General features: G+C 33.7%; 10 protein-coding genes. 8 read left to right on the forward strand and 2 right to left on the reverse strand.

What is annotated here, in order from left to right:
- The first annotated feature begins 32 nt into the window (after window positions 1–32).
- Genes C7D53_RS04875 through C7D53_RS04885 form a run of 3 tightly spaced genes read left to right on the forward strand, consistent with a single transcriptional unit; the run spans window position 33 to window position 3,408 of the window.
- Window positions 33–629, forward strand: a complete 597-nt coding sequence (locus tag C7D53_RS04875) for a restriction endonuclease subunit S (protein ID WP_106915236.1) — start codon at window positions 33–35, stop codon at window positions 627–629.
- Complete coding sequence (locus C7D53_RS04880) at window positions 619–2,148, forward strand: type I restriction-modification system subunit M (protein ID WP_106915237.1); 1,530 nt, start codon at window positions 619–621, stop codon at window positions 2,146–2,148. Before C7D53_RS04875 ends, C7D53_RS04880 begins: the two co-directional genes overlap by 11 nt.
- Window positions 2,149–2,196: 48 nt before the next feature.
- A complete protein-coding gene (locus tag C7D53_RS04885) occupies window positions 2,197–3,408 on the forward strand; it encodes a restriction endonuclease subunit S (protein WP_162926080.1) in 1,212 nt (403 codons plus the stop codon).
- 2 nt (window positions 3,409–3,410) lie between these two features.
- On the opposite strand, the gene C7D53_RS04890 is transcribed toward C7D53_RS04885, so the two are convergent.
- Window positions 3,411–4,538, reverse strand: coding sequence for a restriction endonuclease subunit S (locus C7D53_RS04890; RefSeq protein WP_106915239.1), 1,128 nt, complete (start codon window positions 4,536–4,538; stop codon window positions 3,411–3,413).
- A gap of 85 nt (window positions 4,539–4,623) precedes the next feature.
- On the opposite strand from C7D53_RS04890, the gene C7D53_RS04895 reads away from it, so the two are divergent.
- From C7D53_RS04895 to C7D53_RS04915, 5 genes are all read left to right on the forward strand, one after another.
- Window positions 4,624–5,550: a tyrosine-type recombinase/integrase gene (locus C7D53_RS04895; protein WP_106915240.1), complete on the forward strand. Its 927-nt coding sequence runs from the start codon at window positions 4,624–4,626 to the stop codon at window positions 5,548–5,550.
- Between the two features lie 148 nt (window positions 5,551–5,698).
- Entirely contained in the window at window positions 5,699–8,851 is a 3,153-nt protein-coding gene (locus tag C7D53_RS04900) for a type I restriction endonuclease subunit R (protein ID WP_106915241.1), read from the forward strand.
- A 1-nt stretch (window position 8,852) separates the two neighbouring features.
- On the forward strand, window positions 8,853–9,545 hold the full coding sequence (locus tag C7D53_RS04905; RefSeq protein ID WP_106915242.1) for a M48 family metallopeptidase: 693 nt from the start codon (window positions 8,853–8,855) through the stop codon (window positions 9,543–9,545).
- Window positions 9,546–10,147: 602 nt separating this feature from the next.
- The gene (locus tag C7D53_RS04910; RefSeq protein ID WP_106915243.1) at window positions 10,148–10,429 is read left to right on the forward strand and encodes a hypothetical protein; all 282 of its coding nucleotides are present in this window, start codon (window positions 10,148–10,150) and stop codon (window positions 10,427–10,429) included.
- A 312-nt stretch (window positions 10,430–10,741) separates the two neighbouring features.
- Window positions 10,742–13,825 (forward strand): DEAD/DEAH box helicase, encoded by a 3,084-nt coding sequence (locus C7D53_RS04915; RefSeq protein ID WP_106915244.1) that lies wholly within the window; start codon window positions 10,742–10,744, stop codon window positions 13,823–13,825.
- A gap of 86 nt (window positions 13,826–13,911) precedes the next feature.
- Here the strand turns inward: C7D53_RS04915 and C7D53_RS04920 are convergent, their stop codons facing one another.
- Window positions 13,912–15,030, reverse strand: coding sequence for a site-specific integrase (locus tag C7D53_RS04920; protein ID WP_162926081.1), 1,119 nt, complete (start codon window positions 15,028–15,030; stop codon window positions 13,912–13,914).
- Window positions 15,031–15,045: the final 15 nt, after the last annotated feature.

A 15,045-nucleotide genomic window follows, 5' to 3' on the forward strand; every position in this document is an offset into this window, starting at 1 on the left:
TTATGGAACGGGGACTTGCTTAAAAAATTGCTATGAATAAAAAGTTTAAATTGTCAGACATTGTCAATATCCGGTCTGGGATGGTAGTGCCCAAAACTGTTAATAATGACGAGGATCAATTGACTGATGCCTATGTTAGAATGATCGGTACCTCGGACTACAGCGATGACGGGGTCTTACGAAAAGATCTTGAAGCAAATGTTTTGATTAAACCTGCTATTGAAAAAAATTTCTTGCAGGAAAATGAGATTTTGTTCAATTCGAAAGGAAGGCGTTTTTTTGCCGCTAGATTCCAGAATGAGTATTCCTATACAATCGCAAGTGCTTCTTTTCTAGTGCTTACCATAGCCAGTCCAGAAGTTTTACCTGAATTTTTGGTATGGTATTTAAATCATCCGGATACACTGAAGATTTTTGATTCAAAAATGAATACCCAGGTGATGCCGTCGATCACTAAACAGGAATTGGGGGAATTAGATATTATTATTCCTAATTTTGCAACCCAAAAGCAGATCATACACTTAGATTCATTAAAAAAAGAGCAAATTGTGCTTCAGAAAAGGTTGATTGTTCTAAAAGAAAATTTCATCAACACCGTAACATATAAAAAACTAAAAAATGAGCAGTAAAGTAACTCAAAAAGATATCAATAATACAGTATGGAAAGCATGTGATACTTTCCGTGGAACAATTGATCCTTCTCAATATAAAGATTATATCCTGACTATGCTATTCTTAAAATATGTTACAGATGTATTCATTGAAAAAAAAGAAGAATATGGGAGGAAATATGATGGAAATGTGGACCGTGTTAAAAGAGCATTGGAGAGAGAGAGGTTTATAGTTCCAGATGAGTCAAGCTTTTATTTTTTATATGAAAACCGTAATAATCCTAAAATTGGTGAAATGATCAACCATGCTCTTGCTGAGCTGGAGGAGGCTAACAGGGAGAAACTCGGAGGACAAGATGGTTCAAATATTTTCAGGAACATTGATTTCAATAGCTCTAATTTAGGTGATGCGAAGGGTAAGGTAACAAGATTACGAAATCTTTTGAATGATTTTGTCACTTTGAATCTTTCATCGTCACATCTGGAGAATAATGATGTCATAGGGGGAGCTTATGAATTTCTAATAGCGAATTTTGCTTCTGATTCAGGTAAGAAAGCAGGAGAGTTCTTTACGCCGGCGGAAGTTTCTACTTTATTGGCTAAATTAACTAAATCAAAATCTGGTTCACGTATTTACGATCCCACATGTGGTTCGGGATCATTGCTGATCAAGGCTGGACGAGAGGTTGGTGATAATAATTTCTCGCTTTATGGACAGGAGGCTAATGGGAGCACATGGGCACTGGCTGTAATGAATATGTATCTACATGGTTATGATAGTGCAATAATACGTTGGGGAGATACCTTACGTAATCCTAAGCATAAAGATGGCGACAATCTCATGCTGTTTGATACGGTCGTAGCAAATCCTCCGTTTTCATTGGATAAATGGGGTGCGGACGAGTTGTTAAATGATACTTATAATCGTTTTTGGAGAGGAGTGCCACCAAAATCAAAGGGGGACTGGGCATTTATTTCCCATATGCTTGAATCTTTGAATAATACAGGGAAGGCTGGTGTTGTAGTTCCCCATGGTGTATTGTTTAGAGGTGCGGCAGAAGGAAAAATTCGTGCAAAAACTTTAGAAGAAGACCTTATTGAGGCAGTCATAGGGCTACCTTCAAATTTATTTTTTGGAACAAGTATTCCGGCTGCAATTGTTATTTTTAATAAGCAAAAAGTTAATAAGCAAAAAGTTCTGTTTATCGATGCAAGTAAAGGATTTGTACCCGGTAAAAACCAAAATTCATTGGGCGACTCACATATTCAACGTATTTTAAACATTTTCTCGCACTTTCACGATGAGATGACTGATGTGGGTGTTTTAGAGGATAAATTTGCATATGTATCAACGCTGGATGAAATTATCGAGAATGATTACAATCTTAATATTCCAAGATATGTTGATACTTTTGAAGCAGAAGAGGAGGTAGATATTAAAGCTGTTATGCAGGATATCAAATCTTTGGAAGCTAAAAGAGATGAATTGGACAGGGAGATTGAAGGTTATTTAAAAGAGCTGGGTCTTGATTTTTAATTTATTTGAATCCTTAATGTTTTTACTAAAGAAAATTAAATGATCGAGATGGCGGATAAAGAGTTAAAAGTAAGTAAGGTTCCTAATTTGAGATTTCCAGAGTTTAATGGGGAATGGGAAGTCAAAAAATTAGGTGAGATTGCTGTTTTTTCAAAAGGAAAGGGAATTTCTAAAAGCGATATTGATGGATCAGGGATAACTGAGTGCATAAGGTATGGTGAACTATATACGCATTATAAAGAGGTTATCATTGATATAAAATCAAAAACAAATATTAATAAATCAGATTTAATTCTAAGTGAAGAGAATGATGTCATCATTCCCGCTTCTGGAGAAACAAAAATTGATATTGCAACAGCTTCTTGTATTTTAAAGTCTGGTATTGCTTTAGGGGGAGATTTGAATATCATCAAATCCAATAATATTAATGGGGTTTTTTTGGCCTATTATCTAAATAGTAAGAAGAAAAGGGAAATAGCTAATTTAGCACAGGGTATTTCAGTAGTTCATTTATATTCAAGTCAATTATCTTCTCTTCATATAATTCTGCCAGAGCTCAATGAGCAGCAGAAAATTTCTGGATTTCTGACGCTACTTGATGAAAGAATACAAACCCAAAACAAAATACTTAGAGAATTAATTGTATTGAAATCTAGTTTTGCAAAAAAAATCTTCGAACGTGATCTTTTTTTTAAAAATGAAATGGGCTTTTCGTACGATGAGTGGAAAGAAATGAAATTAAGAGAGGTTGTAAATATTAACATGGGGCAATCGCCAGAATCATCTTCATATAACTTGGAAAATGTTGGTTATCCACTCATACAAGGAAACGCTGATATTGTTGATAGAGTTTCTGAGCCTAGGCAATATACAAGTAAGCCCACAAAGTTTTGTGAGATTGGTGACATATTGTTAACTGTAAGAGCACCTGTTGGGTATGTGGCTAGATCTAAACATAATGCTTGTATTGGACGAGGTGTTTGCTCAATAAAGACTAAAGGGAATACCCAATTAGAATATGTGTATCAATTTTTACAATATTTTGAGATGAAGTGGAAATCACTTGAACAGGGAAGTACCTTTACTGCTGTTAATAGCTCAGATATTGGATCAATAACTATTATGATACCATCAGTTTTAGAACAAAAAAAAATTGTTAATTTTCTTTCAGCAATTAATAAAAAAATTGTACTTGAGAAGTGCATATTAGAGGTTACAGAGAAACAGAAAAAAAAATTATTATCACAGCTGTTTGTATAGTATTATACGAACAGCTGTGATAACAGATACTTTTTGTTCTGAATAAATTGTTTTAAAACCCTTTGTTCTACCTGTATTTTTTCTTCAATGCTACCTAAAATTGCTACAATAGATTCCTGCTCATTTAAGGATGGTATTTGAATTCTTATCTTTTCAATAGTGGATTTTGAGAGGCTGGGAACGCCAGACGCTTCTTTGTATGCAAGCCAATTTATTATTTTAAAAAGATGAAATACAAACTTAGGAATACAATTCTTAAAATTGTATGTGTAAAACAAGGTATCTACGGTCCAAATTTTTCCACTGTGATACAGTGGCTTGTCGATTGTTCCTTTTCGTCCGATGCATACTGTTTCTCCATCGTAGAGAAAGCCATCAACAAACCTCATAATTCCTCCAGTACCAAATACAGGAATTGTCCCTTTTTGTAAATGTTTATGATCTTTTCCATTTCCAATAGTCAAAATGTCGCTAATTATATATTCTTCCCATGAACTATGTGATTCAATTCTTAAGCGTAGCTTTTTGTTAAATATTTGAAGACGAAGATTACTCATTAGGGTTTCTAGATCTTCAATTATTTTGTTTTGGGTTTGTATTCGTTGATTCAATAATTGCAATAGGCTGGCAATTTTATTTTGTTCAGGAATCTGTGGAAAAAATAATTCAACCGAATTCAAAGTTTCCTGCCCAACATTATATCTGGTACTACCTCCCGACTTAGAGGTTATGCTATTTCTGGACGAGTTCGTTTTTAAAAGGTTATTAAAAAATGTAGGATTGTAGTCACCGATTTTTTTTCCTCTAATTACAAACCCTCCAAATGTCGCTGTTCTATCATTATCTAAATAAACATTAGCGGTACCAACTTCTTCTCTAGTTTCAGAACTTCTTTGAAAGAGAATGTCTCCATACTCCACCAAGTATCTCGTATGAGTTGTGTGGTCAATATCAACAGAGCCCATAATATTATCATATGTAAGAAATTCATTATTAAGTATATCTGAGACATTAACAAATTTCACTCCTTTGCCATATTGTTCCTTTGCCGCATTTATTCCGTTTTTAAATTGTAAAATATCACCCAATTTCTTCTTTTGCCATTCGTCGGTAAACTCTGGAAATCTCAAATTAGGAACCTTAAGGATATACTTACTCCAAAGATAAAATCTCCTTTATTTCTTTCCTTTGAGTTATTAATCAAATAAAATTATAATGAAACAACAGAAAAAGCTATCAGAAGTTATTGGTCTATGGAAAATAGATAAAAAGCAATATGTTAAAAAGTCAAGTTTTTCGGCTTATATACTTTTGATAGAGAATCATATACTTCCCATCTTTGGGGAACTATATATAGTCGAAGAGTCAGAGGTACAGGGTTTTGTAATTAAAAAGTTGGAAGACGGATTGAGCCATAAGACTATTAAGGATATCCTGATTGTACTAAAGATGATTTTAAAATTTGGTGCAAAATGGAAATTTTTTGAATATGTACCATTTGATATTCAATTCCCAACTGAAAGGGAGAGAAATGATATTGAAGTTCTAAGTAGGTCAGATCAGAAAAAGATAATGAACTATATTCAGGATCATTTTACATTTAAAAATTTGGGTGTTTATATTTGTTTGAGTGCTGGTATTAGAATAGGAGAAATCTGTGCGTTAAGCTGGGAAGATATTGATACAGATAATGCGATAATAAGTATTCGAAAAACAATTCAGAGGATTTATCTTATAGAAGATGGTGAAAGGAAAACTGAATTAATAATCGATACACCAAAAACTAAAAATTCAAATCGTGAAATACCCATCAGTAAAGATCTATTAAAAATCCTAAAACCTTTTAAGAAGGTAGTAAATCCATCATTTTTTGTCCTTACAAATGATTCAAAACCGACTGAACCTAGAACGTACAGAAGTTACTACAAGAGTCTTATGAATGAACTGGATATGCCGAATATAAAGTTTCATGGTTTAAGACATAGTTTTGCTACAAGATGCATAGAAAGTAATTGCGATTATAAGACTGTCAGCGTCCTTTTGGGGCACTCAAATATAAGTACCACGTTAAATCTATATGTGCATCCTAATATGGAGCAAAAGAAAAGGGCAATAGAACAAATGTTCAAAACCCTGCGATGAACTACAGGAGCTTGAATTACGAGCAAATTGCTCGTAATTCTCTTTTATTTCCGTAATTTGCCACAGAAGAAAATATAGTCAAATTTTATTTCAATATTTACATTTTAAAAATGTAATAATTATATCAATGTGCTAAAACCAATAAACCATGGCTTTTACAGAAGATAATACATCACAAATTCCAGCTCTAAAATTACTTATAAATTTAGGTTATAGTTACTTGTCTCAGGAACAGTCTCTTGAGCTCCGCGATAGCAGAGAGAGTAATGTCATATTGGGAAAAGTACTTCGGGAAAGATTGATGTTTATCAACGACATTAAAATAGGGAATAAGAGAACAAAATTTGAATCGGCAAATATTGATAAAGCAATTCAAAAAATTCAAGATATACCACTTTCAGAAGGTTTAGTACATTCCTGCAATCAGATCTATAACCTTTTGATTTTTGGACATGCGCTAGAGCAGTCGATTGAAGGCGACAAAAAAAGTTTTACGTTAAATTACATTGATTGGAATAATCCGAGTAATAATCATTTTCATGTTGCAGAAGAGTTTTCTGTACTTCGTACAGGTAGAAAAGAAAGCTATAGGCCAGATATAGTTCTCTTTGTAAATGGAATACCCTTAGCTATTATTGAGTGTAAAAGCCCTCTAATTAAAGATCCGCTAAAACAAGCTATTTCGCAACATATAAGAAATCAACAGGAGAATGGTATTTTGAGTTTGTATGTATATAGCCAAATTTTATTATCAACCTGTTTATTTGAGTCTAAGTATGCAACAACAAATACAAAAGAAGAATTTTGGTCGATTTGGAAGGAGAAAGACAATCATTTCAATGAGTTGCTGGATAATTTAGTCAATTCACCTTTAAGCATAGAGGTGGAAAACAAGATTTTTTCAAATCCCGGTATTAGAAATTCAAAAGATCGAACGACATACATAGAAAAATACCAGCATTACGTTGCTCCGACCGCTCAGGATATCTGTATCCATGGCTTGTTGAGTCCTGAGCGTTTGCTGTCTATTATCAAAGATTTCATACTATTTGAAGGTGGTGTGGTTAAGAAGATTGCACGTTTTCAGCAGTTTTTCTCAATCAACAAAATAATTGAAAGAATAAAACCTCTCCGGAATGGTAAAAGGAAGGGTGGTGTAGTATGGCATACGCAAGGAAGTGGTAAATCGTTGACTATGGCTATGTTAGCGCGTAAAATAAAGGAGGCAGTTCCTAATCCCCAGATCATACTGGTAACGGATAGAATCGATTTAGATAGGCAGATCACAGCGACATTGAAGAAAGTTGAAATTGAAGTAATTAATGCTGGTTCCGGAAAACAATTAGTTAGTTTACTCAAAGGAAATGGAGACTTGGTGATTACAACGATTATAAATAAATTCGATGCTGCTGTAAGGAGTCTGGAGGAAAATCAATTAACTAGTCCAAATATATTCGTATTGATAGATGAGGCACATAGAACGCAGCATGGTATATTTAATGTGAACATGGAAAAGGTGTTGCCAAATGCTTGCTTTATAGTATTTACCGGAACACCATTAATGAAAAAGCAGAAGAATACCGCTAATAAATTTGGAGGAATCATAGATACTTATCCTATATCTGAAGCAGTTGAGGATGGAGCAATTGTACCTATTTTATATGAGGGAAGATTAGCGGTTCAAGATGTGAATAGAAGAGCATTGGATAATACTGTAAATATGGTGATTGAAGATCTTGAAGAGAAGCATCGAGCTGATCTCAAAAGAAAAATGAGTCAAGCTAACCTTATATCAAAAACGGAGCAGAATATTTATCAAATTGCATTTGATATAAGTAAGCATTTTCAATCTAACTGGGGGTATAATGAAGAGGATATACACACTGGCTTTAGAGGGATGGTCGTATGTCCTGATAAACTAACAGCTGTAAAATATAAAAAGTGCTTTGATCTTATTGGTAAAGTTAAGACTGAGGTTGTGATGTCAGCGCCTGATACTAGGGAAAACAATGAAGATATACATAGCTCTGAATCTCCAGAAGTAACACAGTACTTTGAGCTGCTTAAAGCTAAATACGGTCCTGATATTGATAATACGATCATTCAGAATTATGAAAAGGGGGAAAGTATAGAGTTGTTGATCGTTATTGATAAACTACTGACTGGTTTTGACGTTCCACAAACTGTCGTGATGTATTTATGTAGAAAACTTAGGGAACACACTCTTTTACAGGCAATTGCTAGGGTGAATAGGGTTTATCCTGGAAAAGATTACGGGTTTATAATTGATTATGCTGGTATCATGGAAGAACTTAAAGAAGCTTTAGAAAACTATTCGGGTGATAGTTCTTTTGATCCTGAAGATATTGTAGGATCTTTGACGAATATATCTGAAGAAGTAGGTAAATTACCACGTGTACATAAAGACTTACTAAACCTTTTTACGCAAGTAGTTAATGAGCATAATATTGATGAATATGTATATTTGTTATCAGATCAGGCAGTAAGAGAAGATTTTTATAGTAAGTTCAGTCTTTTTGCAAGGATACTAAAAATAGCCTTATCATCAATAGATTTTCATAATAGCTCTTCGCAGGGAGAAATTCAGCAATACAAAGATGATTTAAAAAAATACGCAGGCATCCGAGTTGCTGCAAATTCACTTTATTTAGATACAGTTAGTTTTACACAATATGAGAAGCAACTCCAAAAGCTACTGGATCAACATGTTATTACAGAAGAGATTATTCGCCTTGTTGAACCACTGGACATTTTGGATGCCGAGGCTTTTGCTGAAGAAGTAGAAAAGCTTGTAGGTCCAAGAGCTAAAGCAGAAAAGATTGCTGCGGCTACAGCTAAATATCTATCCATAAACATAGATGCTAATCCCGCATTATATAAAAAGTTATCAGAGTTAATATCTGAAACTATAGCAGAAATGCGAGCTAATCGTTTGTCAGAGTTGGAGGCTCTTAAAAAGCTCAATGGTTTTAGAGATCAGATACTTAATGGATCATCATACCAAGTTCCCGACGAAATAAAAGGAAAGGAAAGAAATGTAGCTATTTATCAATTACTAAAGCAGGAAAAGTTCAAAGAGGGAAAAGAAACGGAGATTACTAAGGTTTTTGATGATTTGATTTCAAATTATGAAATAGTTGATTGGCATAAACGTACAGATATTATTAACAAAATTGAATTAGATTTTGGTGATTATCTAATGGATGTATTTGATTTTCCTTTAGAAGAAGCTGATAAATTAACTAGGAAATTAATAGATATCGCAGTCGCAAATAAATGAGATGATAGAGAGTATTCAGTACGGGAAGGAAAGAATTGAATTTGAATTGAAATATTCAAAGCGCAAAAGTGTTGGAGTAAAAATATTACCTGACTCTTCTGTTGTTGTTGTTGCACCACTCGAAATATCTTTGGATAGGACAAAAGAACTGCTTCTGAAAAAAGCGAGTTGGATCATAAGACAAAAATCATTTTTTCTACAATTTGAACCTACAATTTTTGATTATGAAGTTAAATCAGGTTATTCCATTTATTATCTGGGTCGTCAATATAAATTTCTAGTGGAAAAATCTTATAGGGAAGAAGTTTCATACAAAGGAAATTTGTTTTTAGTATCTACAAGAAGTAAGGATAGAGCTCGAGATTTTTTTTTGGAATGGTTAAAGACTAAAGCTGCCAATAAAATATCGGAAATTGCAAAGCCTATTATCAAAAAGTTTTCCGAACGCTTTGAGGCACCAAAAAGCATATATTTTCAGGACATGCCAACACGTTGGGGAAGCTGCACAGTAAAGAATAAGCTTATTTTTAATCCCAAATTAGTGCATACTCCCAAAAGATGCATTGAATATGTTGTAATGCATGAGCTGTGTCACATAGTACATAAACATCACGATCAGAATTTTTTTGATTTATTGACAGTTATGATGCCTGATTGGGAAAGGAGAAAAGCTAAATTAGACTCATTTGCGTAGAATACATAGTTTAAAGGGACTGTTCCTTTTAAATTAAATAAGCAAAAATATGGTAGTGAAATTCGAAAGTATCATGGGATTAAAACTTAAAAAAACTCTTTCAAGTTTGAGCCTATTACTAAATTTAAAGTAAACCTGCAATAAAGTCAAACTATAAATAGGCATTGTTCATTTTTTAGAGATTTCGCTCAAAGCCAAAAATATTGATTGAATTACAATAATATTGTAGGAGATGAAAGTTTACTCTTTGTGTATTTCCGGATTTTTCCATTTACATCTTCGATGATATTGGTCGTATTGATAACTCTGGGATGTCAAGTGCAAATTATTAGAGACTTCAGTCGCTCCCTCCCAGTTCTCCAGCCTTGATTACCTTCTTTCGCAAAACCAGTCAAAACAGCTTTGCAAGCTTTTTATGGTGAGTATTTTAAAAGGATTTCATGTGTGTTTTAAACCACTTTTTACCTTTCTAAACTACAAATATTTCGTTTATTGTTTATGGATACTAGTAACAATCTTTAGATAAAGCATAAATAAAATATGAGAAAGAAACTGATGTCTTAAATTAATGAATTTTTACTATTCAAATCCATTTAGGTATTTTGGTACTCGACGAACCAGGACAACATGCTATGGCTTCAGGTGATTTAAAAATGCTTTTGCGGGAAGCTGCTAAAATAAAGGATAGACAGGTCATAATTGCAATATCTAAAGAAGATAAAGTTAAATTAGGAACATCTAATGAGGGGTCTCCCGTTGTTGAAAAAGAAATCGACTTAATTTCGATGCTGTCAGATCCCGGATTAATCGAAGGAAAAGACTACAGATTGAATATGATTGATGGAAATGGAAGAAAAGATAAATGTATTCAACCCCTAAACTAATTTTATCAGAGCTTTTTGGTTTAAAAATGAATTGAATTACAAAAGTTTTTAAAAAGATTAGGGAATGATGTTTTTAATTACATTGGTTAGATTATAAAAGATAAGCTTTTATAAAAGAGGGTATAAAATTCTATAACAATTTTTCATCTAATTTAGTCATCGGTAATATTTAGTTTAATATCCTCAATAGTCTGGAAACAGGAATAAATCTTAAAAAAATGAGAGAAATCAATAAATTAATGTATTTTGGTTTTCATTATATTTGTGTGAATAGTAATATGTTAAATACATTACTTTATATTGAATTAATAAATGAAAATCCACGGTATATTTATAGGCATTGACAGGTTTCAATCCCCTTCAATAAATTGGCTTTCTTGCGCAAGACGAGATGCAGTTGCATTATATTCTTTGTTTTCTGATAATCTTCAGGGAAATTTTCATTTAATGTTCGATGAAAATGCAACAAGAGATTCGATAGAATACCGAATTAAGGAGCTATCCAATTGTGCAGAGGACGATATTGTAATATTTTCTTTTTCAGGACATGGTACAAATACCCATGAATTAGTAACCTATGATACAAATATTAATGATATAGGTTCAACGACAATCGCACTGGATACTTTAGCAGAATGGTTTAAAAATATTCCTGCGAGACAATTAATATGTATTATTGACTGCTGTTTTTCAGGAGGAATGGGAGCAAAAGCATTAGAGGTGAATTTTGCTTCAAGAGAATTTAAATCGGGAGAAGAACTAATAAAACAATTTTCAGGTAGTGGCAGGGTTATATTAACTGCCTCAAAGGCTACCGAACCTGCATGGGAAAATGGAAAGTTAGGTCATGGTTTATTGACTTACCATCTGCTAGAGGCACTGCAAGGAGCAAATGAGGTAAGAAAAGACCAAAAAATTGGCATTTACCGTTTACTAGAGTATGTTACATCCAGTGTTAAGAACTCTGCTGGTGAATTAGGTGCTGAGCAAAACCCCATGTTGTTAGGACAAATAACAGAAGAGATTAGCTTCCCTATTTTTAAACCAGGTAAACTGTACAAAGAAGCTTTTCCAGAAAGAAACCTTTCACTGGCGGATTCAAGTATCGAATCCTTGCTGGAATTTGGATTTCCCAATGAAATTATAGAAGCATGGAAGCTGAAGATACCGTCATTAAATCAATTACAAGTAGATGCAATTAATGATTATGGTATTCTTACAGGTAATCATCTTGTAGTATCAGCTCCTACATCTTCTGGGAAAACAATGGTAGGAGAGCTTGCTGCTATATTTGGGGTTTTACAAAGAAAAAGAGCTGTATTTCTTCTTCCTCTAAAAGCATTGGTAAATGATAAATTAAGGCATTTTGACGAAACATATGCATCTTTTGATATTAAAACAATCAAAGCTACTGGAGAAAGTGTTACTGATGATATTATACCATTGATGAAAGGTCAATATGATATATGCTTGATGACTTATGAAAAGTTTGCAGCCATTATATTAGCTAATCCTTATGTTCTTAATCAAATTGGAACTGTCATAGTGGATGAAGCTCAAATGATAGCTGATAAAAACAGAGGTTTAAACTTAGAATTTATATTAACATTATTAAAACTCAAGCGTAGAGAAGGTGTTGAACCTCAGATTATAGCTTTGTCCGCAGTAATTGGTGATTTAAATGGATTAGAAAGATGGTTAGGTGGTCGTCTGTTATTACATACTGAAAGACCAATTCCTCTAAATGAAGGAATTATAAAGCTCAATGGTGATTTCCGATATATTGAATCTGATACAGGGGATGAAATTACAACAAACCTTATAAGGCCCAGTTTTAGGAAGGGATCCAGTCAGGATATTATAATCCCTTTGGTTCAGAAGTTGGTCAACGAAGGCAAAAACGTTATTGTTTTCCGAGAGACAAAATCAGAAGCACAAGCTTGTGCAATGTACTTGGCTAATAATTTAGATTTACAGCCAGCTTCTGATGCAATCGATTTATTGCCACAAAATGACCCTTCTATTTCCACTCAGAAACTAATACAAACATTAAATAAGGGAGTTGCATTTCATATTTCGGATCTTGACGCTGAGGAAAGATCTGTTATAGAGGATCAATTCAGAAGCAAACAATCAGGGTTAAAAATAATTGCAGCGACTACAACTTTAGCTATGGGAGTTAATACTCCAGCTGAAGCGGTCATCATTTCTGGTCTGACTCATCCGGGTAATATTCCTTATTCAGTTTCTGAATATAAAAATATTATAGGTCGAGCAGGTCGATTAGGATTTGCTGATAGAGGATATTCTTTTTTGATTGCAACAACTTCAATCGCAGAACATACTTACTGGCAAGACTATGTTTTGGGAAGGCCAGAAGACATGCAGTCTAATTTTGTTTCAAAGAACACAGATAGTCGCTCATTAGTGTTAAGAGTATTGGCTGCATCCAAGTCTAAAAGAGGAATGAGCAGGTCTGAAATTATTGGATTTTTAACAGAAAGTTTTGGGGCTTATCAAGAGAAAATAAAATATAACACTTGGGACTGGAGTTCTAGAGACATTGATGATGCGTTAAATGAACTTACTTATCATCAGCTAATAGAAATGGATAATGAAAGCTGTTTTCATACCACTATAATAGGAAAAATAGCAGGAGATTCAGGAATTGAAGTTGAATCAATTATTCGTATCATTGGTACATTGCAACAAATTCCTTCGGATTCCCTTTCTGATCCTGCATTATTGGGAATAGCACAGCTTACTACAGAGCTGGAGCAGGTATATATGCCTATAAACAAAAAAAGTATTTATAAAGAGCCACATACATGGAGTGACGCCATACAAAGACAGCGAATTCCTTCCCAGTTGATAAATGCATTTTCAAGATATTCAAAGGATAATATTGAAACTACATCTAAGTCAAAGAAAACGATGGCTTGCCTACTTTGGGTAACAGATATGCAATTGGTGGAAATGGAGGCTCTTCTTATGCAACACAACCGAGACAACTCTGCTGCAGGTGCAATACGAGGTATAGTTTCAAGAGCTTGTGATGTCCTTCCTATTATTGCCGGTATAACTGAGATTTTAAAACCAGATATTAAGCTAACAGAAAGAATTCCCAAATTACTTTTAAGATTAGAATTAGGTGTTCCATCGTCTATTATAGATTTAGCAAAAGTTTTAGGGAGAACTTTAAATCGAGGCGAATATCTTGCGTTATTAAAAAGAGGAATAATGACTACTGATCAGTTTAGTACTACTGATGAGCGAATTTTATTAGAGATATTTTCTAGTGATAAGGTTGAAGAAATAAGATTTAAGATTGAACAAAATATTCAAGAACAATCAACTAGAATAGAGCTTCCTGAGCTTCCACTTTATGAGGAATAGAAGTATTGTTGGCTTTAAGTGCTGTTGTTATAAGGGATTTAAAATATCGGATGAAATTTAAAAAATACGAGAAAGAAACTGATATTTTAATTTTTCTTATTCAAATCTAACTTAATTTTTTCTGAAGCCTCTTTTGTCAACTCATCTACAATTCTCACATACACTTCTGTAGTCTTAACATCTTTATGACCCAGTAATTTTGATACAGTATAGATGTCTGTGCCGGATGTCAGTTGCAACGTTGCGAATGTATGACGGAAACCATGGAATGTAAAATGTTTTTTTATTCCAGCATTTTTAAGCCAACCGGGGAGGAATTTGGTTACATCAGAATATGCTAGGCCTTCGAAAATTTTTGCATCATATTCACCATGAGGATTCAATAGCGAAAGGGTGTCATCTGAAATAGGGTAGTATTCTGCCTTTCCAGTTTTATTCTGCTTATATAGTATATAATAATTACCGGGAGTTCCCTGTATATTTCCCCACTTTAGATTTTCAATATCGCAAAAGCGAAGCCCTGTTAATGCAGAAAACAGGCCTGCTTTCTTAACAATTGGGGAGCTACATTCAGAATCGGCCATTTTTTGTAATTCATCCTTAAAAAGGTAAGGTCTATGGGTATCATTTATTTTGATATTATAAATGGCATTTCCGAGATCTGTTGAAATGTATTTATTCCTATAGGCTTTTTTAAGGACGGATCTAAATCTTGAAAAATAAGTGGACGCTGTATTTTTTTGAATTTTTCTTTTTGAGCGCCCAACCGCAGGGGAAGATAATAGATAATTTTTATAGGCCTCACAGAGTGTTTCATTAAGATGTTTAAATAGAAATACGTTACCCACAAATTTTTTAAAATAGGCAACTGCCATACTCCAATGCACTGATCCTGGTCTTTTGTCAGCTTCTGTTTGAAAAAATTCTATGAAATCGGCATTAAATTTTGTTTTATTTAGAAATCCATAATCAGCGTTATCAAGGTCAATTTGTCGCTGGGCACGTATATGCTCAGCCAATGAAACGGTTTGTTTATTATGGATTTTTTCAGTCTCAGATCTTGGCCGATTGTAAATGTATAATTTAAGATAGAATTTTCTAAGCGGCTTGCCGGTTGTTTCACTTTGGATAGGGGGATAGATGTCTAAATACAAGCTTTTTCTTCCTTTACCTATCGGTTTATGGCGTAGGGTAACGTTTGCCATGATCTTGGTATTAGG

Origin of the sequence: Chryseobacterium aurantiacum (assembly GCF_003020585.1) — a bacterium.
Classification (GTDB): Bacteria; Bacteroidota; Bacteroidia; order Flavobacteriales; family Weeksellaceae; genus Chryseobacterium; species Chryseobacterium aurantiacum.

What these genes read in the sequence shown, in the direction of transcription:
- C7D53_RS04885 (WP_162926080.1), top strand. Translation starts at nt 2,197, where the DNA reads ATGGCGGATAAAGAGTTAAAAGTAAGTAAGGTTCCTAATTTGAGATTT.
- C7D53_RS04905 (WP_106915242.1), top strand. Translation starts at nt 8,853, where the DNA reads ATGATAGAGAGTATTCAGTACGGGAAGGAAAGAATTGAATTTGAATTG.
- C7D53_RS04880 (WP_106915237.1), top strand. Translation starts at nt 619, where the DNA reads ATGAGCAGTAAAGTAACTCAAAAAGATATCAATAATACAGTATGGAAA.
- C7D53_RS04915 (WP_106915244.1), top strand. Translation starts at nt 10,742, where the DNA reads ATGAAAATCCACGGTATATTTATAGGCATTGACAGGTTTCAATCCCCT.
- C7D53_RS04895 (WP_106915240.1), top strand. Translation starts at nt 4,624, where the DNA reads ATGAAACAACAGAAAAAGCTATCAGAAGTTATTGGTCTATGGAAAATA.
- C7D53_RS04920 (WP_162926081.1), bottom strand. Translation starts at nt 15,030, where the DNA reads ATGGCAAACGTTACCCTACGCCATAAACCGATAGGTAAAGGAAGAAAA.
- C7D53_RS04900 (WP_106915241.1), top strand. Translation starts at nt 5,699, where the DNA reads ATGGCTTTTACAGAAGATAATACATCACAAATTCCAGCTCTAAAATTA.
- C7D53_RS04875 (WP_106915236.1), top strand. Translation starts at nt 33, where the DNA reads ATGAATAAAAAGTTTAAATTGTCAGACATTGTCAATATCCGGTCTGGG.